The sequence below is a fragment of the Phocaeicola acetigenes genome, from assembly GCF_027529745.1.
GTDB lineage: Bacteria > Bacteroidota > Bacteroidia > Bacteroidales > Bacteroidaceae > Phocaeicola > Phocaeicola acetigenes.
This window is the reverse complement of sequence record NZ_JAPZVM010000002.1, coordinates 16106-42586: the sequence shown is the minus strand read 5'-3', so window position 1 is coordinate 42586 and position 26481 is coordinate 16106. Positions and strand designations below refer to the sequence as shown.

The following is a 26481-nucleotide window of genomic DNA, read 5'->3' as shown; positions in this document are numbered from 1 at the left end:
TCTTTTATTTATTGTTATTACTTTATTTATTTCAATCCGTTTATAACCATTTCGGCTGCAATACGACGAGTTTCTGCATCTGTCGATACATAATCCTCATAAGTCGGCTTTTCAATGAATGCAACCTTCGACATGGTTTTTTCAATGACATCGCTCATACCCAGGAAAGAGATCTGGTCTTTCAGGAAAGAGGCTACTACAACTTCATTGGCAGCATTGACAATACAAGGCATGTTTCCTCCCTGATGCAAAGCTTCGTAAGCCAAGGCAAGGTTGCGGAAACGATGCGTATCGGGAGCTTCAAATGTCAATGTATTACATTTCATGAAATCGAGACGTTCGCCGGAAAGACTGACACGACGAGGATAAGAGAATGCATATTGGATAGGCAAACGCATATCGGGGACTCCCAGCTGGGCCTTGATAGCTCCGTCTTCAAACTCAACCATGGAGTGTACAACAGACTGAGGATGCACGACTACTTCAATCTGCTCCGGAGTAACTCCAAACAGCCATTTTGCCTCCATCACCTCAAAACCTTTGTTCATCATAGAAGCAGAGTCGATGGTAATCTTTGCTCCCATGCTCCAGTTAGGATGTTTAAGAGCCTGCTCTTTGGTTACGGTCTGCAACTGTTCCATTGTAAATGTACGGAACGGACCACCTGAAGCAGTCAGAATAATCTTCGATACCGGATTATTCATCTCCAGACACTGGAAGATAGCCGAATGTTCCGAATCGACCGGTAAGATAGGAGTACGATACTGACTGGCCAATGCATTTATTAACTCACCAGCCACTACCATAGTCTCTTTATTGGCTAAAGCAATTATCTTTCCTGCCTTAATGGCATTCATAGTAGGACGTAATCCGGCATATCCTACCATGGCCGTCAAGACAATATCAATCGGTTTCGATTCGACAATCTGACACAATGCATCTGCACCGGCATATACTTTAATAGGAAGGTCCGACAATGCTTCCTTCAATTGCAAATATTTATCCTCATTGGCAATAACTACCGCTTCGGGCTGAAACTTACGCGCCTGCTCAATAAGTAATTCTACTTTGTTATTGGCGGTCAACGCATAGGCCTCATACAAATCCGGATGTTCTTCGATTACTTGCAAAGCCTGAGTACCGATAGAACCGGTAGAACCTAATATAGCAATTTGTTTCTTCATATCTTCATTAAAAAACAACGTATTTCACTGGATTGATTGGATTTCCCTTATGCCATAACTCAAAATGCAACTGGGGATTCTCCTTTTTTTCATTCGCGTTACCCAACAGCGCAATGACTTCTCCACCTTTTACTTTATCTCCTGTTTTCTTCATCAAAGAAGCACAGTGCTTATATACGGTTATAAAGTTCTGTGCATGCTGGATTTGAATTACATAACCGGCATCGGCTGTATAAGTGGCAAGGATAACTGTCCCGTCGAGAGCAGCCAGAACTCCTTCTCTCGGATCGGCTGTTAAGTCAACTCCAAAATGGCCTTCGGAAGGATTAAAGTCTCTCGACATAATACCTCGTGTAGGACGATAGAAAATAAGGCCTGCAGCTTCACGAGTATAAGTCACTTCTGTCAGATTATAGCGTTCCTTCTCTTCGTATTTCTTACGAAACTCTTCTTCCTCTTTCGAACGTTCCATCAGTTGCTCTGCTCTCAGAGTAGTCAGCGAATCAATTGACTGTACTGTATCAGTCTTTACCTGGCCGCTCAGAATATCCTGGATATTCATTACATAACGGCTCTGGCGTTCCAGTACCTGTTCCAATGAATCGGCCCGCAACGCATTGGCTACAATTTGGGAACGAACTTCACTGTTCATATAACCAGGAAGATAGTTACGCAAAGGAGTGAAAGCAATAATCGCAGCAGCAACTAAAAAGATTACTGTACAGGTCGCAAGCAGCACCGACAAACCATTTAATTTAGAGACATGAATGGCTACTACCTCCTCCAAGGTATTTTCATTAAAAATCGTCAGTTTATACTTAAACTTGATATTATGCCAAAATACTTTACGACCTTTCTTTTTCATCTGCAATACTATTCTAATAAGCCTTCGGGAATCTGTGCATACACAATTTTCCCTTTGGCATCTATATTTTTCAGAAACTCTTCATGAGCAGGTAAAAGCACTTCTTCTCCATCTTTCTCGATGACAAACAGTACATTCATCGTACTATCATCGACAGCAACAATCTGTCCCAAATTGCCGTGTATTTCGTCGATTACTGTAAATCCGACAAAGAAATTCCACGACCCCATGGCATCTTCTTCGTCCATGTATTTTGAGGGGAAAAAGACTTCTACATTGGTAAACATACGTGCTTTCTCTGCAGTATCTATCCCCTCGAACTTAACCAATGCAGCATTGTCCGAGCGGAAACGGTATTCCTCAATAAAGAAAGGAACGAAAATTCCGTCCAGCAAAAGAATCAGATAATCACAATCCACACGGTCGAAAATATCGTCTGTAAATGTAAACGACACTTCTCCCTTCACTCCATGAGGTTTGTTTATTACACCTATTTTAAATACTTCCTCTCTTTTTATCATAGCTTTTATTCAATACGGGTAATACGAGCTCCCAACGCAGTCAAACGCTGTTCGATATTCTGATAACCTCTATCAATCTGTTCGATATTGTGAATACGGCTGATACCATCAGCACTCAGTGCTGCAATAAGCAAGGCAATACCGGCACGAATATCAGGAGAAGTCATATTACCTCCACGTAAACGGAAGTTACGGTCATGTCCAATCACTACTGCCCGATGCGGGTCGCACAATATAATCTGAGCTCCCATATCAATCAGTTTGTCGACAAAGAACAAACGGCTTTCGAACATTTTCTGATGAATCAGTACACTTCCTTTAGCTTGGGTAGCAACCACCAGAATCACACTCAGCAAGTCGGGAGTCAGCCCCGGCCAAGGTGCATCGGCAATGGTCATAATAGAACCATCAATAAACGACTCTATTTCATAATGATCCTGACGAGGTACAAAAATATCATCACCACGCTGTTCCAAACGGATACCTAACCGACGGAAGCTATCTGGTATAATACCTAAATTATCGTATGATACATTCTTAATTGTAATTTCACTTCCCGTCATAGCAGCCATACCGATAAAACTTCCCACCTCAATCATATCGGGAAGAATACGATGAGTACAGCCTTTCAGCTCCTTTACTCCTTCAATGGTAAGCAAGTTCGATGCAATCCCTGAAATACGGGCTCCCATACGGTTTAACATACGGCACAATTGCTGTATATAAGGTTCGCAAGCTGCATTATAAATCGTAGTAGTACCTTCGGCAAGTACTGCTGCCATAATGATATTGGCTGTACCTGTTACAGAAGCCTCATCCAACAACATGCTGGCTCCTTTCAAGTGAGTAGCTGAAATCTTAAAGATACTCTCTGCTGCATTATAATCGAAAGCTGCACCCAATTTTTGTAAGCCGAAAAAGTGCGTATCCAAACGACGACGACCAATTTTATCGCCTCCGGGTTTAGCAATCATTGCCTGACCGAAACGAGCTACCATAGGTCCCACAAGCATGACAGAGCCTCTCAGTTTGGAACAACGAGTCAGAAACTCTTCACTTTCCAAATAAGACAGATTCACTTCGTCGGCCTGAAAGGTATAAGTATCTACACCCTGTTTGGCAACTTTCACTCCCATATCTCTCAGCAATTGAATCAGATTGTTCACATCCAGAATATTGGGAATATTACTGATGGTTACTTCGCCATTCGTCAGTAACGTTGCACACAACACCTGAAGAACTTCATTCTTTGCTCCTTGCGGAACAATTTCTCCATGCAGTCTGTGTCCACCTTCGATTACAAATGATGCCATAATACCCGAATTTATAAATTAATACTTTTTCTTTCCCTGATTGTTGTTATTATTCATCTGACGACGCCGAGGAATAAAGGTGCGCTGTTCTGTCAGACGCAAATCTTCTGCAGACAATTTGATTTTACCCCCGGAGAGTTCACATAAATCATCCAAAATCTTCTGATCTTCCACTCCGTCTTTATTCCAATTCAGATAATCCCTTTTCATATGATTGGCAATCATCCGAATCAACTGGTTCCGTTCCTCTCCTTCCTGATAATCGACAGCCAACTTAATCATATCCTGTACAAAACGTCCGTAATGACGGAAACGAATATCATGCTGTGAATACGGTATACGCTGCGGCTTGATTTCAAGACTTTCTTTTTTTACGATTTCCACCGGATAATCGATATCCAATTTAAAATCAGCCATTATAGCCAGATGATCCCAAAGTTTTTGCTTAAAATCGGCTACATCGCGCAAATGTGGAAACATACCTCCCATGATATTCACTATCGTGTTTGCACAACGCTGACGTTCTGCTCTATCCTCAATAGTCAAGGCATGATCTACCATATTTTGTACACTTCGTCCGTATTCGGGAAGCGGTAATCTTCGTTGCTGGGTATTGTATTTCATATTTTACGACAGGTCTGAATTAAATTAACTTCTTTGGAGTAGATGCGACGAACTCTTTCAAATAGAAAGGCTCAAAATATGCCACATCTTTAAAATCCTGTTTTGCCATTGCCTTTTCTGCCAAAGGAAACATCCATTTAGCCAGCGGATGAATGTCTTCAATGAAATGTGCATTAGGATGAACCAATTTCTCACGACATTTTCCAGAGCCGTTGCCAAAGAAATAAACCGGATGCTTTTCCAAGAATTCAGCATACGAATGTTCATCGATGATATCAGCACCAATCGCACGTTTTACATTCAATGCTCTATCGTAAATGGCAGCATATACTTCCATACGACGTGCATCAATCATCGGACACAACAAGGCATCTTCCGGAAGTTCCTCCGACAACAAAACAGGTACCGACATTACTTCTAAGGTAGGAAGTCCTATCAAGGGAATATTACGTCCATAACAAATTCCTTTTGCCATAGATACACCGATACGCAAACCAGTATATGAACCCGGTCCACAACTCACAGCCACAGCATCCAGCGGAATAGCATGATTATCGGCAAACGACAAAGCCTCATCGACAAACACACCTAACGCCACAGCATGCGACGGTCCTTTATAATCTTCTTTAGAAAAAATAGAAGCCCCATCCTGACTGACAGAAACCGAACAAACCTCTGTAGAAGTTTCAATATGTAAAATGCACGACATAATTTATTTTTTATATTATAATGTGTGCAAATATACACTTTTATTTGCACTCGTTTTCCATTCCCATACGTTTTTTAGAAGCTCTTAATACAAATATTATTCCTTTCTGAAAAATTAAATACTCTTCTCTCTCGGCTATTTTTTTCTGCTTAATCGACCAAGGCGAAATATTTTCCACAAAATTCCCCATGAAACAAAATCCGATTTTACCAGTCAATTTTTCATCTCTTCATTCAAAGATTGTATCACCTTTAATCGGATAATACATAGCTACAAAAATTTGCTCCAAAGAAGGACAAACCTTAATAATCTTTCCGATAATTTTTTTTCACATCATTCTATTACGATACCAACTCTAATACGACTTTATCGGATAACTTTTTCATTTCTTCTTTTGAAAAGTCATTTTCCAAAGATAAATTATTATTTTTCACAAAAAGCAAGTTCTATTTATACCTATCTTCAAAAGACAATACATTTTATTTTTTTAGCAAAAACAGCGATTTAATTTCAAAATATTACACATTTTCATTATAATTTTTGTAAATTAAAATAAAATATATAAATTGCATCCATGTCAGTTGTGAAGGGAAACATGAAGCACACTGACAAATAACAGACTCTATGTTTAAGTTTAACAAATCTACGGTTTATGAAGAACAATAATTTTAAAGAGAGAAGAGTAAATCGGGAAACGCATCTTCAAAAAATGAGAAAAGGTCTGTGTCTGGTAGCCTTGGGCTGTGCGTTATGCACAGGAAGCTATGCACAAGAGCAAACGACCTCTCAAAATTCAACTCCCCGGAACTTTACAGGACAAGTATTCGACAGTAAAGACGGATCCTCATTGATTGGGTGCACCGTACGCGTAAAAGGCAAGCAAACAGCTACTATCACCGACGTTAACGGAAATTACAGCATTACAGCCAAACCGGGAGATATTTTAATTATTTCTTATGTAGGTTACGAAACGGTAGAAGTTCCTGTAGGAAGTAAAAAAGCAACACAAGTCTACATGACAGACGACAGTGTACTCATGGACGATGTAGTAGTAACAGGTTATCAGACATTGAAAAAGTTCAATGTAACCGGTTCCGTCAATACTATCAAAAATGATAAAATTTCTTTGAGAAGCAGTGTAGGATTGGCAGGAATCCTTGAAGGCTCCGTACCTGGATTAAATATTTATAACGAACAGTTCCGTATCCGCGGAGGTGCTTCTATGAATGCCGGTAACGACCCTTTGTTTATCGTAGATGATTTCGAAGTGGAAGAACTTCCCGAAAACATGGACATGATAGAAAGTATCACTGTATTGAAAGATGCTTCGGCTACAGCTATCTGGGGTTCACGTGCAGCCAATGGTGTAATTGTCATTACTACCAAAAAAGGCAAAGCCAATGACTTCAAAATATCTTACTCCAACAACTTTAAGGTTTCAGCTAAGCCCAATTTTGATGACTTACACCGTGCAAACAGCGAACAAATCATCGACTACGACAGAGAAGCCCACCTTTACGGATACAATTCAATGATGGGAGGATTCGGCTATGAAGGAAGTGGCTATTCCTTATCTCAAGAAATTCTGAACGATTATTGGGAGGACGTCATTATCGATTGGGAAACTGGTGCCGTTTCACCGATGGATCCTCAAAAGTTGGCAGAAATGGACGCTCGTCTGAATAAGCTGAAAGCCTATTCCAACCGCAAACAGATAGAAGATTACCTGTTACGCAATGCCTTCCGCCAGCAACACATGATTTCCGTTTCCGGAGGCACCGACCGTGTCAATTATTTCCTTTCAGGAAGTTTTATCGGCGGCCATTCAGAATATGTAGGCGACCAAGAACGTTCTTACAATATCAATTCCCGGATATCATACAAGTTGTTGCATAACCTGACTTTGCGCTCAGACCTGTCTGCCACATTCGACAACAACGACAATGGATATACCAATTTGAGTAATGATATTTATAACCTGTTTCCATTTCAAATGCTCGTAGATGAAGCCGGAAACCGTATTGCAGACTATACACAATTCTCACGAATGGATGCCGACAAATATACCCAAGAATATGGTTATCTGAGTTTCGGTAAAAACCTGCTGGATGAAATAGATATGGCCAACAATACAACCAAAAACACCGATTATAAAGCACGGTTTGGCTTAGATTATCGTGTAATAGAAGGCTTGAATCTTTCTGCAGATTATCAGTACGAACGTTATCAGTCGATTAACAAAGACATTCAGTCTATAAACAGTTACGGTGTAAGAGAATTGATTAACCAACATACTGTCATCGGAGAAAACGGATTAAGCTATCGTATTCCTAAAGGAGATATCTTGGACCATTCTCAAACCGATGTCGAAGCATGGACCATGAAAATAGGTGCTACCTTAAACCGCAATTTCGGTGCAGATAAACAGCACTATGTCAATGCCACTGCCGGTTTCGAAGCGCGCAGCAAACATACTACCACAGAATCATACCGTAAATTAGGTTACAACGACCAAACTTTATCATGGTCTCCAATCGATGCGATTGATCTTGCAACCAACGGAACAACTCCACCCTGGTCCAGTAACCCCATGCGTTACTATGCGAGCAGTTACGATAAGTTCAGTGATATCTTAAACAGAGAAATCTCTTATTATTTATCGGCAGTATACACCTACGACAATCGCTATACCGTAAGTGGAAGTTTACGAATAGACAAATCCAACCTGTTTGGAGTAAGCGATAAATACAGAAGAAACCCTATCTGGTCTTTTGGTGCCAACTGGAATATCAAGAATGAAAAATTCTTCAAATGTGATGCAATCAGTGCTTTGATGCTACGTGCATCATTAGGATTAACAGGAAACTTCGACCGTAGCGGAAGAACTTCTCCTATCATGGTGGGACAGTTTATCAGCAGTGATCTGGTAGACGGTGGCGGCTATATGCGTATTACGACTCCTCCCAATCCATTACTCCGTTGGGAACGTACACGTTCTATCAACTTGTCTGTAGACTTGGGATTATTCGACCGCATTAACACCACCCTTACCTACTATCATAACAAAGGATACGATTTGTTAGGCGAAGCCCAGCTCGACCCTACAGTAGGATATAGCGAACAACTTATCAACTCAGCCGATATGAACAACAGTGGAGTAGAAGTCCAGTTGGACGCTGATTTGATCCGCACAAGAGACTTTACATGGAATGTAGGTTGGGTATTCGGTTACAATGAAAATAAGATTATACGAAACAGCGCTCACGATTCCAGCCCTGTACTGAACCGTGTACATGGTACAACCCGCTTTGTAGAAGGATACTCCCGCGAAGGAATCTGGAGCTATCGCTGGGCCGGATTGAACGAAATGGGACTACCTCAAGCATACAAAGCAGACGGTACCAAAGTAACAACTTACGAGGATCTTACTGTAGAAGACCTGGAATACAGTGGTACTTATCAACCTAAATACTCAGGAAGCCTGTCAACCGGATTCAGATATAAGAATCTACAAGCCAACTTCCTGTTCACTTACAATTTCGGACATGTATTCCGTGTAGAATATCCGGATATGAACCCCTTCGGATCTTCTCCGGCATTAAACGAAAGAATTGCCGATCGCTGGCGTCAACCGGGCGATGAAGCCAAGACAGACGTCCCAGCAATTTGTTCCGACATGATGAACTATCTGATGACTTATCAGACAGGAGCTTCCGAACTGGCTCAATATTCATCAAACAGCATCCGAAAAGGAGACATGATTCGCCTGCGTGAAATATTGCTGAATTACGACCTTCCTAAAAAATGGTTACGCAACAGCCCTGTAAAACGCTTGTCTATCACAGCCCAACTCAATAATGTATGGTTATGGACAGCCAATAAAGAAGGATACGACCCCGAAGCTGTATCTCCTGTAAGCGGTACATTCTCATTGACCGATCCGATAGCCTTTACCTGTGGTGTGAAACTTGATTTTTAGTATTAACTTCCTTAATGAACGATATAAGATGAAACGTATAAAGAATTTTTTCTTCTTAATAGGAACAATCGCTTTATTTTCCTCATGCAGTGATTTTTTAGATACACTCCCCAAAGGAAAGGTTATTCCAACAACGGTAGAAGATTACGGAAATTTAATGAAAGACATGACTTTATCTAATGGATATGATGCCTTACCCTATTATTGCTCCGACGATCTGATGATTCCCAACCGTGCCATCAATCTGACCAACGCCTCCAACAAAGCTTATTTTTGGATGGAAGCCTTTTATCTTGACAGCGAGGACGACAGTAATTGGAATCAGACTTATAACCATCTTTTTACCGTAAACGTAGTTCTTGAGAACATCGGTAGTGCTACAGGAGGAACAGAAACCGACAGACGGCGTATCGCAGCAGAAGCAAAAATCTTCCGTGCTTACTATTATTGGTATCTGCAGAGCCTATATGGTCCGGCTTACAATGCCGCCACTGCTGCTACCGACTTAAGCGTTCCTTTGGTTACAGAGCCCAACCTTGAAGCAAAACACTCACGTGCCACAGTAGAACAAGTTACAGCCCAAATATTAAGCGACTTAGAGGGTATCGACCAAGATCTTCCTGTTTTAGGAAGCAATAACTATAAACCCACCCGTGCATCGGCTTATGCCATGCGTGCACGTGTGTTATTTTACATGGGACGATACGATGAAGCAGCCACAGAAGCAAAAAAAGCACTGGAGCTGAACAGCCAACTGGAAGATATGAGAGAATGGTCCTTCCCTACTGAATTTCCATCGGGAAGTATCAACGGAAAACCGACAGACATTTCTTCTCCACAAAAAATATGGTTCCACAATGTAAATGGCAGCAGCGCATTAAGACAAATGGCCATCGGCGAAGATTTGCTTGAATTATACAAACAGAATGAAAAAGATTTACGCTTTAAATTCTGGTTCTCGAATGTAGACAACAAAGGAGAGTATTTCTATGACGAAAATACATACTGCTACATCCAGACAACTCCAAACTACAACATCGGTGTTCCGGAAATGATGCTTATCAAAGCGGAAGCCTTAGCACGCAAAAACGACAGTCAAGCTCTTGACATTCTAAATGAATTGCGCAAGTACCGATTCACTGAAGAAGACTACACCATGCTGACAAAAGATGCAGACAAGAGTCTTCTTGACATTGTTTTGGAAGAGCGACGCAGAGAATTAGTTCTCTCCGGATTACGCTGGTTTGACATGAAGCGTTTAGTAAACGAAGGTATTTATACAAAGACGCTGACCCGAACCACTCCCGACGGAACAGTACATACACTGGCTCCGGGATCAAACCGTTATTTATTCCCTATTCCACAAAGCATCATCAACAAAAATAGTAACATTGTACAAAACCCTCGTTAATATAGAAATATGAAAAAATATCTTTTATTGGGAAGTATTTTACTTACAGGTATAGCCTGTACCCAACAGACAGAAAAAGAGTTTAGCATAGAAGGAACATTGGAAAAACCTTTTACCGGAACTGTTTACTTGGGATATATTGACCAGAAATACCAAAATATAGATTCAATTACTCTATCGGGAGCCAACAGTTTTTCTTTTACTCAAGCCATCGAACACCCCGACAAGTACTATATCCGGTTCCGTCCTTATCAGTCAGGATATGAATTTATAGCAGAAGCCGGAGGAAAATATACGGCTTCTGCCGGAGCCATCGGTGTACAACAAGGCGTGGAACAGAAGCTGATGAATCAGTATCTGGAAACGGTTAAGCCCCTGGAAGAAGAAAGCCAGTCTCTGATGAAACAAAACCCTTCTACTCCGGAAGCTTTAGCCACATTGCAGAAACAAATGAATGACAATTTCTTCAAACGCGAAAAAGCAACCATTGATTTCATCAAAGCACATCCTCAAAGTTATACAGCAGTCGAATTGGCCGGCAACCTGCTACTTAGAGAATATCCGGAATGGAAAGAAGTATACGAAACCATTGACACTCTCAACTATACGTACTCTTATGCATTCAAGACACTAAAAGAAAAAATGGAAGACGCACGTGTAATATGGATTCAAAATACCCAGGCACCCGACTTTACAACAACCGACATTCACGGTAAACAGGTAAAGTTGAGTGATTTCAAAGGGAAATACGTCCTGCTTGATTTTTGGGCTTCCTGGTGTCGTCCGTGCAGAGACAAGGCCAAGGAGATAAAGGCCATCTACCCACAACTCCAGAAAAGAGGTGTTGTAATGTGTGGTATTAATCTGGATGAGAAAAAAGAACAATGGGTAAAAGCGACAGAAGAAGATGGCATTATATGGACCAACACAAGCGAGTTGAAACCATTCAATGACAATGCCATTTCTCAAGCTTATAAAATACGGCAAATACCGGCTTTGTTCCTCGTCAGCCCATCGGGTGAAATCATCAAGCAAAATCCGGAGATTGAATATTTGTTGAACCTTCCGGAGGTAACAAATCCGAACAAATAAGAGACATCGGACAATAGGATATAGTCCTTATCCCCTGCAAAGCCAACTGAAACCAAAAGAAATATCAGTTGGCTTTTCTTTTTTCCCGGCTTTTTCCTACCTTTGCCCGATAAAAAACTGAATATTATGATACAATCGATGACCGGATACGGTAAAGCTACCGCCACATTCGGAGATAAGAAAATAAACGTAGAAATCAAATCGTTAAACAGCAAGGCAATGGACTTGTCTACCCGCATTGCTCCATTGTATCGTGAAAAGGAAATGGAAATCCGCAACCTCATCACCAAAACACTGGAAAGAGGAAAAGTAGATTTCAGTATCTGGATTGAAAAAGAAGCTGCAGAAGCTGCTACTCCCATCAATGCTGCGTTGGTAGAAAACTATTACCAGCAGATTAAAACAATTTCCGAATCTTGTCACATTCCCGCCCCCGAAGACTGGTTCGCTACATTGCTGCGTATGCCGGATGTACTGACACGTGTAGATATCCAGGAACTGTCGGAAGAAGAATGGAAAGTGGCTTACACAGCTATTGAAACAGCACTACAGCATTTGGTAGATTTCCGCAAGCAGGAAGGTGCTGCCCTTGAAAAGAAATTCACTGAAAAGATAGACAACATCGAACGTTTGCTGCATTCCATCGAACCGTACGAAAAAGAACGAGTGGCTAAAATACGCGAACGCATTACCGATGCACTTGAAAAAACAATCAGCGTAGATTACGACAAGAACCGTCTGGAACAAGAGCTGATTTATTACATCGAAAAACTCGATATCAACGAAGAAAAACAGCGTCTGAGCAATCACCTGAAATATTTCCGCGAAACAATGGCCGGAGGACATGGACAAGGTAAGAAATTAGGATTTATTGCTCAGGAAATGGGACGTGAAATCAACACTACAGGAAGTAAATCAAACCATGCGGAAATGCAGAACATTGTAGTGCAGATGAAAGACGAACTGGAACAAATTAAAGAACAGGTATTGAACGTGATGTAAGGACCTCTTCGTCTTCTTCCTTTAAAATTCAACTCTTAACTATAAAAAATATGGGTAAACTCATCATATTCTCTGCTCCTTCCGGTTCAGGGAAATCGACTATTATCAACTACCTGCTTTCGCAGAATCTGAACCTGGCGTTCTCTATTTCGGCAACCAGCCGTCCGCCTCGTGGCACCGAACAGAACGGAGTAGAATATTTCTTCCTTACTCCGGAAGAATTCAAACAGCGTATTGCCAACGACGAATTTCTGGAATACGAAGAAGTCTATCAGGACCGATTCTACGGCACACTGAAAGCTCAGGTTGAAAAACAGCTTGCTGCAGGTCAGAACGTGATATTCGATGTAGATGTAGTAGGCGGATGCAACATCAAAAAATTCTACGGCGAACGTGCGTTGTCGGTTTTCATCCAGCCTCCTTCAGTAGAAGAACTCCGCCGCCGACTGAACGGACGTGGAACTGATACTCCGGAAGTAATAGAAAGCCGTATTGCAAAAGCAGAATTTGAGCTAAGCTTTGCCGACAAATTCGATGTAGTCATTGTGAATGATGATTTAAGCAAGGCACAGGCCGAAGCGCTTCAAGTCATCAGCAACTTTATCAATCAATAATCCGAATTATGGCTAAAAATCCAAAGAAAACATTACAGATACTCATCCTACTCAGCATTCTCATCGGACTGGTAGCAATCGCAGTGGGTATAATAGCTCTTGCCAAACAGGAATATATCATTGCCGTAGCCATGATTCTCGTGGCAGCCTGGCAAGTTGTCAACTACAAGAAATGGAAAAAAATCCTATAAGAACCGGTATATTCGGAGGAACTTTCAACCCCATCCACCTGGGGCATCTGGCACTCGCCAATTATTTGTGCGAGGAGAACTGGGTGGATGAGCTTTGGTTCCTGATTACTCCACAAAATCCGTTTAAACAGGAACAGACCTTGCTCGATAATCATCTTCGCATGAAAATGGTAGAAGCTGCCATTGCCGATTATCCCCGCTTTAAAGCCTCCGACTTTGAATTTACATTACCCCGTCCGTCGTATACCGTCACTACTTTACAAAAGTTATCGGAGACTTATCCGGACAGGGAATTTGTACTCATCATCGGTGCAGACAACTGGGCTGCATTCGACAAATGGAAATCTCCCGAAGAGATTCTCCGGAATCACCGGATACTGGTTTATCCGCGTCCCGGATACGAAATCAATCCTCATGAGCTTCCCGCACAAGTCAAAGCTGTAAACACGCCCTTGCTTGAAATCAGTTCTACTTTTATACGCGAAAGCATTGCTTCCGGTAAAGACATACGCTACTTTCTTCATCCTGAAGTGTACCGGTTCATCAAGCAACACCAGCTATACAACAAATAAAACGATATAACAACAAAACCATCAAAGTATGAAGACATCAAAACTACAAGCCTTTGCACTGGCGACTCTGTTGCTATCCGGAGCAGTAACCGGTGCAGAAGCTAAACTCATCAAGAAAAAAAGTAAGAAAGCCAAGACTGAAAAAGTCATGCCACCCAGACCTCAGAGCATGATGAAGCCCGGTCCGAAACCTTATAACAGTATTATTACTCCCCAAGCTGCTTCTACAAACGGGTTTCTTACCGTGCACAAGGTAAACGACAAATACTATTTCGAAATACCCGACTCTTTGCTTCAAAAGGATGTGCTGATTGTCAACCGAATCAGCAAAGCTCCTGCTTCAAAAAACAAATCGAAAATAGGCTATCCGGGAGATATCTTGAGAAGTAAAGTAATACGTTTCGAGAAGAACGGAGAAAACAGAATCTTCGTCCGTGAAATGTCGTACCGCGAACGTGCTACCGACAAAGAGGGAATGTATACTTCTGTCATGAATTCGAACATACATCCTATTGTCGCCACATTCAACATAGAAAGCATCCGAAAAGATTCTGTGCGCTGCAACTATGTAATAGAAGCCGGAAGTTTTATACAGAAAGAAAATCCGCTGTTCTCTATCGACAGCGATTCAAAAGAGGCTATCGGACTTCTTAACATGATTCCGACGGCCAGCTACATCAACAGTCTGACCGCTTTCCCTCAGAATATCGAAATTAAGACTACTGTCACTTATCTGTGTAAAAAAGAAAAAAGACCTATCAGTCCACTGGAGACCGGAAGCCCCAACACTCCACTGACCTACGAGCTGAACAGCTCGCTGATTCTGCTTCCGGAAAAACCGATGAAGCCTCGTCTGTACGATCCTCGCGTAGGTTTCTTTACTGTGGGATATACCGATTTCGACTCCAATCCACAGGGAATTGAATACAAGTATCTGATTACCCGCTGGAGACTGGAGCCTAAAGACGAAGAAGCTTATCTGCGCGGCGAACTGGTAGAGCCTAAAAAACCGATTGTCATCTATATCGACCCGGCGACTCCCAAGAAATGGGTTCCCTATCTTATTCAGGGTGTAAACGACTGGCAGGTTGCTTTCGAGCAAGCAGGATTCAAGAATGCCATCTATGCCAAGGAAGCTCCGGCAAACGACCCGAGCTGGAGTCTGGAAGATGCACGCCATTCGGCTATCGTCTATAAGCCGTCGGATATTCCTAATGCAAGCGGCCCACATATCAACGACCCCAGAAGTGGAGAAATTATTGAAACCCACATCAACTGGTATCACAATGTGATGAGCCTGCTGCGCGACTGGTATATGATTCAGGCAGGTACACTCGACGAAGCTGCACAAAAAATGCAGTTCGATGATGAACTGATGGGACAACTTATCCGCTTCGTTTCTTCACACGAAGTAGGTCACACTTTAGGTTTACGCCATAACTTCGGAGCTTCTCATACCATACCGGTAGAAAAACTGAGAGACAAGGCATGGGTAGAAGCCAACGGACATACTCCTTCCATCATGGACTATGCCCGCTTCAATTATGTAGCCCAACCGGAAGACAGTATCGGTCGCAGCGGTATTTTCCCACGCATCGGTATGTACGACAAATGGGCCATTGAATGGGGATACAGATGGTTGCCTCAGTTTAAGACTCCCGAAGAGGAAACAGCCTTCTCCAACCAGTCTATTATCGCCAAACTGAAAGAAGATATCCGCTATACATTCGGAACAGAGAGTGACTCGAACGATCCGAGAAATCAGAATGAGGATTTGGGAGACGATGCAATGCTGGCAAGTGCATACGGTATCAAAAATCTTCAGCGCATCGTACCGCAGATATTGAAGTGGTCTTACGAGCCCAACAAATCGTATGCCGGTGCAAGAACGATTTACCAAAACGTTGTCAACCAGTATTCACGATACATGGGACATGTGACCAAAAACGTAGCCGGTATTTACAGCAATCCGATTATGGTAGAACAAACCGACATGGTAGCTCAGGAATTCGTACCTGCTTCTATCCAGAAACGGGCTGTTGCGTTCCTCAATGAACAGTTGTTCACAGCTCCTACCTGGCTGATTAATCAGGAATTGATGGAAAAAGCAGGCATCAACCCTATCAATACCATCTGTACGATACAGGCCAATATCCTGTCGCGTCTGATCAGCAAAGCTACGCTCAACAAGATGATGATGAACGAAGCTGCAAACGGACGTAAAGCCTATACGGCACAGCAAATGTTCAGCGATTTGAGAAAGACTATCTGGACCCGTACTGCACAGACCGACCTCTACAAACGCAATACCCAGCGTGTATATGTAGAATCGCTGATTAAGTTGTTGGATAAATCACAAGCTCCTGCCAAACCCGGAGTACAAAGAAACTACTTCTACTCGGAAGCTCCTGCCATGGCACGTGGCGAACTGATTACCATTAATTCTATCGTCAAGAGCGCAGCTGCTTCTTGCAGTGGCATACAGAAAAGTCACTACCAGAATCTGCAGGCTATGATTGAAGAGGCACTGAGCAACAAATAAAAACCGTTGCTTTTCCTTATACCAAAGACCGTATTTCTATCGTATCTTACCGGTGGAATACGGTCTTTTTTATTTCACCGACTCCTGCTACTCCAGCTCAAATTCCGAATCAGAAAGATACTGAAAAGCCTTTCCGGCTGACACAAATCGAAAAAACAGGCATTACTGCTAACGCAACTTTTTATCAAAACAAGGCTTCACGATGAAAAACAGCGAAAAATCAGGACAAAAAACGTCCATAAAACATGCTGCTCAACATATTTACACGACCGTTCACAGCCGGAAACGATACAGGTAAAAGAGGCTGATGATACAAGTATCGATGGGTTACGCGATTAGTCGCGTTGCATTGCGTGACTATTCGTGTGAAAAACCGCAACAAACGGGAGTTGTTTCTCCCTTTGACAGCTCCTTTTTATACAAAAATTAACAATCAGAATTCTTTTTCGTCCCTCCATCAGCCTCAACTACAACCTGACAAAAACATACGAAATAAGAGTATTCCATTACAAAAGAAATAAATACATTAAATCATCCCTTCATATACACAGAGCAAAGCGTAATATGCTATCTTTTCAAATTCTATCAATTGCGAAAAAAGCGCATTTTTTTCACCAACTATTTACCGGGGTACAAATACAGCCGTGTAGAAGCATCTGATTTGACAGATTGTCATCGGGCAACAAAGCCTTTGGATTACAAGAACCGAAGTAACATTCTGTCACTTCTTATGCAGTACCACCACTACCACCTCACTCGGTGTAAACAGGCGTATATCCTTGCGCGAAGTTCCCAAGCCATTGCTGATAATTACCGGTATCCCTTCCGAATTATGTTTCAATCCGGTAAGAAAACGGTTGCCGTATTTGGAGAAATGAGCCGGAGTATACCGGCGAAACAAGCTGACCTGTCCTCCATGCGTATGACCGGCCAATGCCACATCGGTATTCGAAACATCGACATCTTCCACATAATCGGGCGTATGCACCAGCATCACCACAAAATCGTCGGGACACAAAGCCAAAGTAGGCGATACTCCGTTCTGCTTCAAATCGAAGGGATTCCGTACTCCGCTAAGCAAAATGAACGCATTCCCCCGAAACAGCGTATCGGTCTGATGCTCCAGCAAGCAGATTCCTGTACGTTCCATTTCACGGCGTACCCATTCTCCATTTTCACCTCTGTCGTGATTTCCCATTACTGCATACGTACCATAAGGAGTCTTTACCTCAGACAATGCATCGAAAAGCTCCGTCAGATTACCACCGTTGCGCCCACGGTAGTCTCCTCCCAGCAGCAAGACATCGGCATCTGCAGCCTGTAAGGCACGCACCATCCCTTGCAGACGTTTTGCTGTAAAACGGCTTTCATAATGGAAATCCGTAGCAAAAGCGATACGGAATCCATCGAACGAATCGGGCAACTGTGTGCTATATATGTCATACTGCTTGATACGGCCTACTCCCTTATAACGGGAAAAAGAGGCTGTAGCACAAGAAGAAAGCAGGATAAGCGTCAAAAAGAAGAATAAGACTTTTTTCATGCAGCAAAAGTAGTGAAAAAATCCTACCTTTGTCTTTGTGAAACTATTATAAAAAAACAATGAAACAAAACTCGATAAAGGCATGGCTGCTGGCTTCCCGCCCCAAGACACTGACCGGAGCAGCCATTCCGGTCATGACGGGATGTACACTGGCATACATCTACGGTTTCTTCAATCCGATACCGGCTGTGCTCTGTTTTCTGTTTGCATTCCTTATGCAGATAGATGCCAACTTTATTAACGACTTATACGACTTTCTGAAAGGAACCGACCGTGCCGACCGGTTAGGACCGGAACGTGCCTGTGCACAAGGATGGATTAGCCCCGAAGCCATGAAAAAAGGAATTCTTGTGACCACCATCCTTGCTTCCCTCACCGGCGTTGGATTGCTTTGGTACGGAGGATGGGAAATGATTCCGGTAGGTGTATTGTGTATACTCTTTGCTTTTCTTTATACTGCAGGGCCTTATCCGCTGGCCTACCACGGATGGGGGGATGTACTGGTGCTGATTTTCTTCGGTTTTGTACCGGTAGGATGTACGTTCTATGTCATGGCACACAGTTGGAACCTTTCTGTAACCTTTGCTTCTTTGGCCTGCGGACTCCTTATCGATACCCTGCTGATGGTAAACAACTTCCGCGACAGAGAGCAGGATGCCATCAGCGGAAAAAGAACACTGGTAGTACGGTTCGGTGCCCGTGCAGGATTAATTGCGTACTTCCTGCTTGGAGTCATAGCCTGCTGGTGTTGTTTCTATTTCCTATGGATAGGAAAAATATATGCAGTAATACTCCCTCAGCTTTATCTGCTTCTGCATATTCTGACCACAATGAAAATGGCACGTATCAACCGCGGAAAAGAGCTGAATCTGATTTTGGGGGAAACATCCAGAAACATGTTTCTGTTTGCCTTGCTGCTCACCATCGGGCTGCTATTGTAAACAGACTCTGTCTTCATAAAAAAACTCAGCTTTCATTCCCTCATCGGAGATGAAAGCTGAGTTTTCTATTTTTATTGCAATAACTATCAGTCTTTTTCTATCAGCACAGTAGCATAGGCCGAAATACCTTCTTCACGTCCGGTAAAGCCCAGCTTTTCGGTTGTGGTAGCCTTGATGGAAACATCTTCCACATCAATATTCATCGTTTTGGCAAGTACCTCCTGCATGGTTGGAATATGTGCTTTCAGCTTCGGGCGCTCAGCACACACTGTAGCATCTATATTTCCCACACGATATCCCTTTGTAGCAATCAGCTCCACTGTCTTGGCCAGCAAAATCTTACTGTCTATATTTTTGAATTCACCGGCATTGTCGGGAAAATGATAGCCAATGTCGCGCATATTGGCAGCTCCCAGCAACGCATCGCAAATTGCATGAATCAATACATCGGCATCAGAATGTCCGAGCAATCCCAGTTCATGCTCCAGCTTGATACCTCCCAGCCACAAGTCGCGTCCTTTCACCAGACGGTGAACATCAAAACCAAATCCTACCCGTATTTTCATCGTATATAAAAATCTAATACTTTCTTATCTTCCAAATATCCTTCCAAATGATTTCCTATCTTCACCGGACCGATACCAACCGGAGTTCCGGTAAAAATCAAATCGCCTATCTTCAAGGTCATAAAACGGCTGATATAGGCAATAAGTGTATCGATATGGAAAATCATGTCTTTGGTATTTCCGGCCTGCACGGTCTGTCCGTCGATATCCAGATGGAAGCCCAACTGCTGCACATTATCCAGTTCGGTGACAGGAATAAAATCGCCGATAGCAGCCGAATTGTCGAACGACTTGCACAGCTCCCAAGGCAAAGCTCCGGCACGAAGTTTTTTCTGTAAGTCACGAGCGGTAAAGTCAATACCTACCGTCACCGCATCGTAATAACGGTGGGCAAACCGTTCGGAAATATTCTTTCCCAAGCGGTTGATACGTACAACCAACTCTGTTTCATAATCTACCTGCTGGCAGAAATCCGGAATAAAGAACGGTTTGCTGTCTTTCAGCAAAGCCGAATCGGGCTTCATAAAAACCACCGGTTCCTGAGGTACAGGCTCATCAGCATGCAATTCCTTGCAATGCAATGAATAGTTCATGCCTATCGCTATAATTTTCATGAGAATTATTTCTTTATAGTTTCATTCAAACGATTGAACATCACGGCCAAATGAGCATACAATGATGTATTTTGTACGACAATATGTTCGGGCACCCGGATACGGAATGGGGTAAAGTTCCAGATGGCACAAATACCTCCCTCTACCATCTTGTCTGTGATTTCCTGCGCAATGTTAATGGGGACTGTCAGTATTCCAATATATACTCCGTCCTGCTGTCTTCTGCTCTCGAATTCCGAAGAGTGATAAATAGGAATACCGTTGATTTCCGTTCCTACCAGATTAGGATTTACATCGAAAGCTCCTACAATCTCCAGCCCGAAATGAGACAGACCGGAATCACGCAACAAGGCTCCTCCCAGGCTTCCTACTCCGAACAAGTAGGCCTTGTGAAGATTGGTAAACCCCAGAAAGTCTTCCAGCACCTGAATAAGGCGATCTATTTCATATCCCACTCTTGTGCGGCCGGTAACGGCTACATACGACAAATCCTTCGCGATTTGTGAAGCATCAATATTAATCTGCTTGGATATTTGTGTAGACGAGACATACTTTTCCCCTTTCTCTTTCATCAGTTTTACATTCGAAAGATACCAGGGAAGTCTGCGCAAGGTAGGCTCCGGAATTTTATCCATATTTTTACGTATACGTTCCGCCATATAGATTTGCTGTCTTCATCTGCAAAATTAATCTATTTATTTGTAACGCTACATAGGTTTTCGAAAATATTCTTAAACGAAAACGACCTGTAATATTGAAAATAAATACATCTTACAAATAAAAACGGCCAGCAGATATCAATGCTTCTTGCTTCATGATAAAGAATCAAGTATATTTGAAGCCGTAAAAAACAACATGTATATGAAAAATAACGATTGGAAAGAACGGTTGAATATAGTATATTCTACCAATCCGGACTTCAACTACGAAACAAACGAAGAAGACAGTTGCGAAACCCTCGACAAGAAGCAACAGAAGCTCCGTGTATCTATTGAGAAGAAAGGGCGTGGCGGAAAAACAGTCACACTCATTACCGGCTTCATCGGAAAAGAAGAAGACCTGAAGGAACTGGGAAAACTGCTGAAGACCAAATGCGGTGTGGGTGGTTCTGCCAAAGATGGAGAAATTATTATTCAGGGAGAATTCAAACAACGCATCATCGAGTTATTGAAAGCAGAAGGATACTCACAGACAAAATAGATTGATGTTTCCATAAAAACAGAGCAATAAAAAACTGAGAGCTATTCACATAGCCCTCAGTTTTTTATTGCTTAACCTTATCGTATAAAAGTTGTTTAAAAAATATCAGAACGGACATTTCTGGTTGTCCACCCATTCAATAGCCTTATACGGATGAGCATTGTAACCGTGACCGGTCATATCGAGCACAGTACCGTCATCCTGAGTTTCTCCATTGAAACGCCAGTACGCCACCAGTCCTTCGCTTGTTGGATCTACATAGCAGATACCGTCTTGCAGTTCGGCCGGAGTACGTGCCACATTCCAAACACGGCACTCACTGATATAACCGTCGAAGAAACGCTGATAACCTACAGAACGACCAATAGCAAATGTATCATCCCAAGTATGTCCATCGTATGCCATACTCAAGTTAATGGTACCACCGTTGTTGGTTTCCACAAAGTGAATCTGTTCACCGTCCAGGTATACACGGAGATACTGACCGTCGTACACAGCAGCAAAGTGCAACCAATGTCCGGTTTCAAATTCTTTTTCTACCCATGATTCATAATGGTCTTTCTTGTCAGGATGAGAAGCAGCACCAATAGAACCTTTACACAACTGCAGTTTGTTGGTCGGATTACCGGCACCATCGCCAAAACGGAACAGGAAGTTTTCTTCACATCCACACAAAGAACTGATACCGTTTGCACTACTTGGTGTATTCGGGAAAGATACCGGAAGCACCTTCATTTCCAATGTCATTTGGCTCAAAGCTTTTACCGGACTATCTTCTCCTCCAAAGCCAGGAATATCGAAACAGTTGTTTCTATGCAAGTAAGCAGCTTTCACAGTGATTACTTTAGTCAGCATGACATACGCAGTACGAGAAGTTTCCAACACTTTCAAGTCTTCTCCTTCTACAGAAGTGATAGAGATAGGCAAACAGTAGGATACTCCTTCCTGCAACTGTTCGGAATCGGCACTGATTTTAATCTGAGTAGACTGTGTTTTTCCTGAATTGATTACTACTTCTGTACCCTCGATGGTATAGCTGCCTTCCGGTGGTAAGATACAATTTCTACCAGTAGATGCATTGAAATCGGCAAGTAACTCAGGAGCTTCTTTCAAACCAATCTTTACATCGGCACCTGTTTTATTGGTAGAAGTTACGGTAAGTCCCATACTTGACTGTCCGTCCACCAGGAAACGAATATTAGACGATTGCAAAGTACCTGTCATATAAACCGCATCACCGAAATCGGGTGCCTTTTTACAGCCGGTTACTCCTAGAAGTAATACTAAAAAACAAAAATATATATACTTTTTCATACCTTAATAACCTTTTATTTTACATATACATTAAACTCTCCAACTTTAATTGAAGCTTTTGTTCCACTCCAGTCGGATACCACAGGAATTTCAGCCCGGATATAACGCATCGGAACAGGAGCATACAACACCACATTTTTTCCATTTATATATGGTACAGTTCCCAATTCCTCCCAGTCTGTTCCGTTTTGGCTATATTCCATCTTAGTTCCTTGAGAGAAAGAACAATAATCATACCAGCCATAATAAGAATACCATGCAGTAACAGCAGTTACATTCTGAGTTTTCTGCATATCGAATACAATATGGAATGGCTGACTGGATGATGCAGACCATTCAGAAGAAGAATTTCCGTCAAAAAGCGAGGAAATTTCACCATTAACAGTGACTCCATCTGATTCTTCAACATATGCAGTCCATCCGGTACGTTCTGAAACTAATGCACCTTGTGTATTTTGATCTGAAGCACTATCATCAATCATTCCAGTTTTCACTTCTACCCCTGCAACTAAATAAGAACTATTCATGTTAGTGCTTACAGCAGCATTACCACCTTCCGCACTTACCAGTTTTACAGGAATAAGATATCCCGTTTCACTACGCAACTGTGACACAACCTCTTCATTTATGGCTAAATGTAAAGAATCAGCAGAATAATATGATCCAGCCGGTATTGTAACGGTTTGATTTTCTATAACTAAAGCCTGTTCAGGTAAAGCCTCATAATTGGTTCCATTAGCAGTATTATAGGCATCAATAAGAGAATTATCAATAGCTAAAGTTGCTTTTATAGCTTCCGAATGTCCCCGAGTTACATAAGCCGGAACTTTCAAATCAAATGAACTGGTACTCATTACCGGAGTATGCACAATCAGAAAATCATTACCTGTATACGGCTTGATGTATACACGATTCATAGAATCACCGGGAAAGTCGTAAGACTCATCATCGTTACAGGATGTAGTACCCAATACAGAAAGTACACCTGCAACCATATAAAATAATGTACTAATCTTTTTCATAAGTTCCTTTCAAGCAATAAATTAATAAACTGCAGGATTTTGAATCTGAATACATTCGCGGAAACGTTTGTAAGGATACGGATTGTTTTCGTGTACATTATAGTCTCTATGAATAAAGAAAGCACCGAATCCTCCCTTGCGTCCGTTTGCCGGCTGATAGCGTGCCTGCTCATACATATCGCTCATTGTACCTTGCCAGCCATCTCCCATATTACAGCAGAACACAACCTTTTCAATAGGCCATCCACTGCTGGTACCTCCACCGTAAGCCTGTTTGAAGTAATAATCACAGATATCGTACAATTCGGATGAAGGATCACCCGGAGCATCTACACACAACATTTTGTTAGTATCAGTTACACCTGTACCATATCTTTCCTGAATGAGTTTCAAACGTTCTTCCTTTGTAATATCAGGGTTAGGTCCCATGTATTTAGACAGATACTTCATAAAATGCACGAAGTAATTTCCACTCAAGAAGTCGCCTTCCGGTTCATAGTCAGCATCAAAACCATCCAGATCATTCAAGAAGACCTGGTCAAGGAAATACTCTGCATACATTTCAATCGCTCTCAGAAGAGCTTGTTCTCTTTCTTCACCAGCCGGCATCTGCTTTGCTTCGTTATAAGCTTGTTTAAATGCATGGTCGTCTGTTTCTGCATCAATACGAGTAATGGCAACAACTAGCATTTTAGTACCTTTCACCTTCTGAACGAAACGAAGTTCTTCCCAAATATCCGTTCTCTCTTTAGCAGGAATTCCTCCCCACAATGAACAGATATCCAAGCTATCAGGCAATCCCATAAAACGAACGGCCATAGAGTTCTGCTGTCCATACTGAGAGAACCATCCGAAAGCAATGGAATGATCGCTGGCTTTGTAATCACGTAAATTCTGGTAATATTGATCACCGTATGTATAAGGATTCTGAATTGAAGTAGATTCTATATCTGTATCGCATGAAGATATCAGTCCACATGCCACAGCAGAAAGAAACAAAGTTTTTATCGTTTTCATCATAATTTCATCTAATTAATTGTACATCCATTATTATCTTCTTACATCCCACCAGAGACGAGTACCGGCACTATCACCACCACCGCCTAACAAGGATACAGCATTCTGAGTATTCTGGCTATTATCTGAATATTCGGTTGTAGGGAATTTCAGACGACTGATCAACTCACCTTCTGCTACTTCCGACTGGTATCCGTAAGAAGCAATTCGAACAAATCCCGGATATCCGGTACGACGCATTTCACTCCAAGCTTCCTGACCGTCTGGATAAAGAGCAATCCACTTCTGAATCATGATACGTTCCAGTTTCACTTCATCAGAAGCACTGTCATCCCATGCAACGCATAAATTCGACAAATAACTCTTTACATTAGTAGAGCGGTTGGTTACCGGGTCCATATACGATTCAAGAGGAAGACTTTCATTATCTGCTACATAACTGTCATATCCTGTAGCACCTTTCGACTGGAACGAAGTCTGTATACCCTTTTCGTAATAAGTCTGCACTGTTTCGCTTCCCAATCCAAGTCTCAACTTAGCCTCAGCAAGCAAGAAGTAAGCTTCCGATGCATCCATCCACTGCATAGTACTGTTTTCATTAAAGTTCAATCCGGATGCAGCAGCAATATAGTTATCCTTAGAAATGTTAGTCATTCCATTTCTCACTCCATGATATTTACCATCATTGGATGCAGAACGGAAATAACTGGAAACACGCGGGTCGTTATAGCCATTCAAATAACAGTCCATTGTAGCTCCCATGCGAATATCCTGGAAACTTTCACTGATTTCCCACAATGGATTGACAAAAGAGAATGATGTAGTCTGATGCAAAATAGCAGAATCATCCGCAGAAGTCATCAATCCAGAAGCATGATTAATAGCTTTCTCTGCTTCCTGACGTGCTTTAGCCTCATCCACAAAAGATACACGCATAGCCAAGCGCAAACGTAGTGTATTAGCAAACTTAATCCACTTGCCTACATTTCCACTATAGATATAATCATATTGCTCCATGTATGCCGATGAATTACTATTATTATAATCAGTCAATATAGTAATGGCATCATCCAACTCATCGAAGAACTGATAATATATATCTTTCTGACTGTCGTAAGGAACCTGAGTAGTTGTACCGAACTTACTGTAAGGAATCGGTCCATACATATCAGTTATTCGGCTCATACCCAAAACTTTCACAATATTAGCCAGTGCTCTGGTCGGAGATGTTTCCTCTGTGACATCAGCAATCGACTTCCAGGGCTGCATGATATAAGTATATGCATCTTTAAAAGCTGCATTATACCAGTCTTTATAAAGAGCATAATGGTCGTTGTGATAAGTGGTATAACTAAATGTATTGATATTGGCTACAAAACCAGAAAAGATATCTCCAGTCATCACTTCTGTGATCTGATACTCACCTCCCAATCCTGTTCCGTCTGCACTTTTACCAACAATAAATACTCCTCTCAACATTTGGGTGAAATAAGCTCCAGTGTTCAGATTATCCTGCTGCATTTGATCCGGAGTTACTTCATTGGGATTTATATTCCAGTTTTTGAACTGATCGGTACAAGAAGACAAAGAAAGTATACCAGCCAACATTATACTGCTCACAGTTCTTGTGTGTTTTGATATATGT

At 42.0% G+C, this 26481-nt stretch carries 24 protein-coding genes; 10 read left to right on the top strand and 14 right to left on the bottom strand.

Translation table 11 applies throughout. The features are described from left to right. Positions 1-26 precede the first annotated feature (26 nt). Genes dxr through tsaB form a run of 6 tightly spaced genes read right to left on the bottom strand, consistent with a single transcriptional unit; the run spans position 27 to position 5216 of the window. On the bottom strand, positions 27-1184 hold the full coding sequence (gene dxr, locus O6P32_RS02835; RefSeq protein WP_269876689.1) for a 1-deoxy-D-xylulose-5-phosphate reductoisomerase: 1158 nt from the start codon (positions 1182-1184) through the stop codon (positions 27-29). Positions 1185-1191: 7 nt separating this feature from the next. Beyond that, positions 1192-2049, bottom strand: a complete 858-nt coding sequence (locus tag O6P32_RS02830) for a M23 family metallopeptidase (RefSeq protein WP_269876688.1) — start codon at positions 2047-2049, stop codon at positions 1192-1194. An 8-nt stretch (positions 2050-2057) separates the two neighbouring features. Beyond that, the gene (gene rimM, locus O6P32_RS02825; protein WP_269876687.1) at positions 2058-2570 is read right to left on the bottom strand and encodes a ribosome maturation factor RimM; all 513 of its coding nucleotides are present in this window, start codon (positions 2568-2570) and stop codon (positions 2058-2060) included. A 5-nt stretch (positions 2571-2575) separates the two neighbouring features. After that, a complete protein-coding gene (gene murA / locus O6P32_RS02820; protein WP_269876685.1) occupies positions 2576-3883 on the bottom strand; it encodes a UDP-N-acetylglucosamine 1-carboxyvinyltransferase in 1308 nt (435 codons plus the stop codon). Positions 3884-3901: 18 nt separating this feature from the next. Then, entirely contained in the window at positions 3902-4507 is a 606-nt protein-coding gene (locus tag O6P32_RS02815; RefSeq protein ID WP_269876684.1) for a DUF4290 domain-containing protein, read from the bottom strand. A 19-nt stretch (positions 4508-4526) separates the two neighbouring features. After that, the gene (gene tsaB, locus O6P32_RS02810; RefSeq protein ID WP_269876683.1) at positions 4527-5216 is read right to left on the bottom strand and encodes a tRNA (adenosine(37)-N6)-threonylcarbamoyltransferase complex dimerization subunit type 1 TsaB; all 690 of its coding nucleotides are present in this window, start codon (positions 5214-5216) and stop codon (positions 4527-4529) included. A gap of 652 nt (positions 5217-5868) precedes the next feature. Here tsaB and O6P32_RS02805 point away from each other — a divergent pair. From O6P32_RS02805 to O6P32_RS02770, 8 genes are all read left to right on the top strand, one after another. Continuing rightward, the gene (locus tag O6P32_RS02805) at positions 5869-9195 is read left to right on the top strand and encodes a SusC/RagA family TonB-linked outer membrane protein (RefSeq protein WP_269876682.1); all 3327 of its coding nucleotides are present in this window, start codon (positions 5869-5871) and stop codon (positions 9193-9195) included. Between the two features lie 28 nt (positions 9196-9223). Continuing rightward, positions 9224-10606 carry a RagB/SusD family nutrient uptake outer membrane protein gene (locus tag O6P32_RS02800; RefSeq protein ID WP_269876681.1) on the top strand — a complete coding sequence of 461 codons (1383 nt, stop codon included), beginning with the start codon at positions 9224-9226 and terminating at the stop codon, positions 10604-10606. Between the two features lie 9 nt (positions 10607-10615). Continuing rightward, positions 10616-11698 carry a TlpA disulfide reductase family protein gene (locus tag O6P32_RS02795; protein ID WP_269876680.1) on the top strand — a complete coding sequence of 361 codons (1083 nt, stop codon included), beginning with the start codon at positions 10616-10618 and terminating at the stop codon, positions 11696-11698. A 126-nt stretch (positions 11699-11824) separates the two neighbouring features. Then, positions 11825-12700, top strand: coding sequence for a YicC/YloC family endoribonuclease (locus tag O6P32_RS02790; RefSeq protein ID WP_269876679.1), 876 nt, complete (start codon positions 11825-11827; stop codon positions 12698-12700). 50 nt (positions 12701-12750) lie between these two features. Further along, positions 12751-13314 carry a guanylate kinase gene (gmk, locus tag O6P32_RS02785; protein WP_269876677.1) on the top strand — a complete coding sequence of 188 codons (564 nt, stop codon included), beginning with the start codon at positions 12751-12753 and terminating at the stop codon, positions 13312-13314. Positions 13315-13322: 8 nt separating this feature from the next. After that, a complete protein-coding gene (locus tag O6P32_RS02780; protein ID WP_269876675.1) occupies positions 13323-13505 on the top strand; it encodes a hypothetical protein in 183 nt (60 codons plus the stop codon). Then, complete coding sequence (gene nadD, locus O6P32_RS02775) at positions 13487-14077, top strand: nicotinate (nicotinamide) nucleotide adenylyltransferase (protein WP_269876674.1); 591 nt, start codon at positions 13487-13489, stop codon at positions 14075-14077. Before O6P32_RS02780 ends, nadD begins: the two co-directional genes overlap by 19 nt. A 28-nt stretch (positions 14078-14105) precedes the next feature. Beyond that, entirely contained in the window at positions 14106-16619 is a 2514-nt protein-coding gene (locus O6P32_RS02770; RefSeq protein ID WP_269876673.1) for a zinc-dependent metalloprotease, read from the top strand. A gap of 721 nt (positions 16620-17340) precedes the next feature. Here the strand turns inward: O6P32_RS02770 and O6P32_RS02765 are convergent. Continuing rightward, entirely contained in the window at positions 17341-18162 is an 822-nt protein-coding gene (locus O6P32_RS02765; protein ID WP_269876671.1) for a metallophosphoesterase, read from the bottom strand. Positions 18163-18221: 59 nt separating this feature from the next. On the opposite strand from O6P32_RS02765, the gene O6P32_RS02760 reads away from it, so the two are divergent. Further along, positions 18222-19103, top strand: coding sequence for a 1,4-dihydroxy-2-naphthoate polyprenyltransferase (locus O6P32_RS02760; RefSeq protein WP_269876670.1), 882 nt, complete (start codon positions 18222-18224; stop codon positions 19101-19103). An 86-nt stretch (positions 19104-19189) separates the two neighbouring features. Here O6P32_RS02760 and ispF read toward each other — a convergent pair whose 3' ends face one another. Genes ispF through O6P32_RS02745 form a run of 3 tightly spaced genes read right to left on the bottom strand, consistent with a single transcriptional unit; the run spans position 19190 to position 20942 of the window. Beyond that, positions 19190-19669, bottom strand: coding sequence for a 2-C-methyl-D-erythritol 2,4-cyclodiphosphate synthase (gene ispF / locus O6P32_RS02755; RefSeq protein WP_269876669.1), 480 nt, complete (start codon positions 19667-19669; stop codon positions 19190-19192). Continuing rightward, positions 19666-20283, bottom strand: coding sequence for a fumarylacetoacetate hydrolase family protein (locus O6P32_RS02750; RefSeq protein WP_269876668.1), 618 nt, complete (start codon positions 20281-20283; stop codon positions 19666-19668). The genes ispF and O6P32_RS02750 overlap by 4 nt, the downstream gene beginning before the upstream one ends. 5 nt (positions 20284-20288) lie before the next feature. Beyond that, positions 20289-20942, bottom strand: a complete 654-nt coding sequence (locus tag O6P32_RS02745; protein ID WP_408636038.1) for a redox-sensing transcriptional repressor Rex — start codon at positions 20940-20942, stop codon at positions 20289-20291. Between the two features lie 202 nt (positions 20943-21144). Between O6P32_RS02745 and O6P32_RS02740 the strand changes: the two genes are divergently transcribed. After that, positions 21145-21483 (top strand): translation initiation factor, encoded by a 339-nt coding sequence (locus O6P32_RS02740; protein ID WP_178265806.1) that lies wholly within the window; start codon positions 21145-21147, stop codon positions 21481-21483. A 105-nt stretch (positions 21484-21588) separates the two neighbouring features. Here the strand turns inward: O6P32_RS02740 and O6P32_RS02735 are convergent, their stop codons facing one another. Genes O6P32_RS02735 through O6P32_RS02720 form a run of 4 tightly spaced genes read right to left on the bottom strand, consistent with a single transcriptional unit; the run spans position 21589 to position 26456 of the window. Further along, on the bottom strand, positions 21589-22797 hold the full coding sequence (locus tag O6P32_RS02735; RefSeq protein WP_269876667.1) for a DUF1735 and LamG domain-containing protein: 1209 nt from the start codon (positions 22795-22797) through the stop codon (positions 21589-21591). 14 nt (positions 22798-22811) lie between these two features. Then, positions 22812-23819, bottom strand: coding sequence for a BT_3987 domain-containing protein (locus tag O6P32_RS02730; RefSeq protein ID WP_269876666.1), 1008 nt, complete (start codon positions 23817-23819; stop codon positions 22812-22814). A 21-nt stretch (positions 23820-23840) separates the two neighbouring features. Further along, complete coding sequence (locus tag O6P32_RS02725) at positions 23841-24836, bottom strand: glycoside hydrolase family 18 (RefSeq protein WP_408636042.1); 996 nt, start codon at positions 24834-24836, stop codon at positions 23841-23843. 33 nt (positions 24837-24869) lie between these two features. After that, positions 24870-26456, bottom strand: a complete 1587-nt coding sequence (locus O6P32_RS02720) for a SusD/RagB family nutrient-binding outer membrane lipoprotein (RefSeq protein ID WP_269876664.1) — start codon at positions 26454-26456, stop codon at positions 24870-24872. Positions 26457-26481 lie beyond the last annotated feature (25 nt).

What these genes read in the sequence shown, in the direction of transcription:
- O6P32_RS02830 (WP_269876688.1), bottom strand. Translation starts at nt 2,049, where the DNA reads ATGAAAAAGAAAGGTCGTAAAGTATTTTGGCATAATATCAAGTTTAAG.
- O6P32_RS02760 (WP_269876670.1), top strand. Translation starts at nt 18,222, where the DNA reads ATGAAACAAAACTCGATAAAGGCATGGCTGCTGGCTTCCCGCCCCAAG.
- murA (WP_269876685.1), bottom strand. Translation starts at nt 3,883, where the DNA reads ATGGCATCATTTGTAATCGAAGGTGGACACAGACTGCATGGAGAAATT.
- O6P32_RS02750 (WP_269876668.1), bottom strand. Translation starts at nt 20,283, where the DNA reads ATGAAAATTATAGCGATAGGCATGAACTATTCATTGCATTGCAAGGAA.
- dxr (WP_269876689.1), bottom strand. Translation starts at nt 1,184, where the DNA reads ATGAAGAAACAAATTGCTATATTAGGTTCTACCGGTTCTATCGGTACT.
- tsaB (WP_269876683.1), bottom strand. Translation starts at nt 5,216, where the DNA reads ATGTCGTGCATTTTACATATTGAAACTTCTACAGAGGTTTGTTCGGTT.
- nadD (WP_269876674.1), top strand. Translation starts at nt 13,487, where the DNA reads ATGGAAAAAAATCCTATAAGAACCGGTATATTCGGAGGAACTTTCAAC.
- O6P32_RS02745 (WP_408636038.1), bottom strand. Translation starts at nt 20,942, where the DNA reads ATGGCGGAACGTATACGTAAAAATATGGATAAAATTCCGGAGCCTACC.
- O6P32_RS02805 (WP_269876682.1), top strand. Translation starts at nt 5,869, where the DNA reads ATGAAGAACAATAATTTTAAAGAGAGAAGAGTAAATCGGGAAACGCAT.
- O6P32_RS02795 (WP_269876680.1), top strand. Translation starts at nt 10,616, where the DNA reads ATGAAAAAATATCTTTTATTGGGAAGTATTTTACTTACAGGTATAGCC.
- O6P32_RS02815 (WP_269876684.1), bottom strand. Translation starts at nt 4,507, where the DNA reads ATGAAATACAATACCCAGCAACGAAGATTACCGCTTCCCGAATACGGA.
- rimM (WP_269876687.1), bottom strand. Translation starts at nt 2,570, where the DNA reads ATGATAAAAAGAGAGGAAGTATTTAAAATAGGTGTAATAAACAAACCT.
- O6P32_RS02740 (WP_178265806.1), top strand. Translation starts at nt 21,145, where the DNA reads ATGAAAAATAACGATTGGAAAGAACGGTTGAATATAGTATATTCTACC.
- O6P32_RS02725 (WP_408636042.1), bottom strand. Translation starts at nt 24,836, where the DNA reads ATGAAAACGATAAAAACTTTGTTTCTTTCTGCTGTGGCATGTGGACTG.
- O6P32_RS02800 (WP_269876681.1), top strand. Translation starts at nt 9,224, where the DNA reads ATGAAACGTATAAAGAATTTTTTCTTCTTAATAGGAACAATCGCTTTA.
- O6P32_RS02790 (WP_269876679.1), top strand. Translation starts at nt 11,825, where the DNA reads ATGATACAATCGATGACCGGATACGGTAAAGCTACCGCCACATTCGGA.
- O6P32_RS02770 (WP_269876673.1), top strand. Translation starts at nt 14,106, where the DNA reads ATGAAGACATCAAAACTACAAGCCTTTGCACTGGCGACTCTGTTGCTA.
- O6P32_RS02780 (WP_269876675.1), top strand. Translation starts at nt 13,323, where the DNA reads ATGGCTAAAAATCCAAAGAAAACATTACAGATACTCATCCTACTCAGC.
- gmk (WP_269876677.1), top strand. Translation starts at nt 12,751, where the DNA reads ATGGGTAAACTCATCATATTCTCTGCTCCTTCCGGTTCAGGGAAATCG.
- O6P32_RS02730 (WP_269876666.1), bottom strand. Translation starts at nt 23,819, where the DNA reads ATGAAAAAGATTAGTACATTATTTTATATGGTTGCAGGTGTACTTTCT.
- ispF (WP_269876669.1), bottom strand. Translation starts at nt 19,669, where the DNA reads ATGAAAATACGGGTAGGATTTGGTTTTGATGTTCACCGTCTGGTGAAA.
- O6P32_RS02735 (WP_269876667.1), bottom strand. Translation starts at nt 22,797, where the DNA reads ATGAAAAAGTATATATATTTTTGTTTTTTAGTATTACTTCTAGGAGTA.
- O6P32_RS02765 (WP_269876671.1), bottom strand. Translation starts at nt 18,162, where the DNA reads ATGAAAAAAGTCTTATTCTTCTTTTTGACGCTTATCCTGCTTTCTTCT.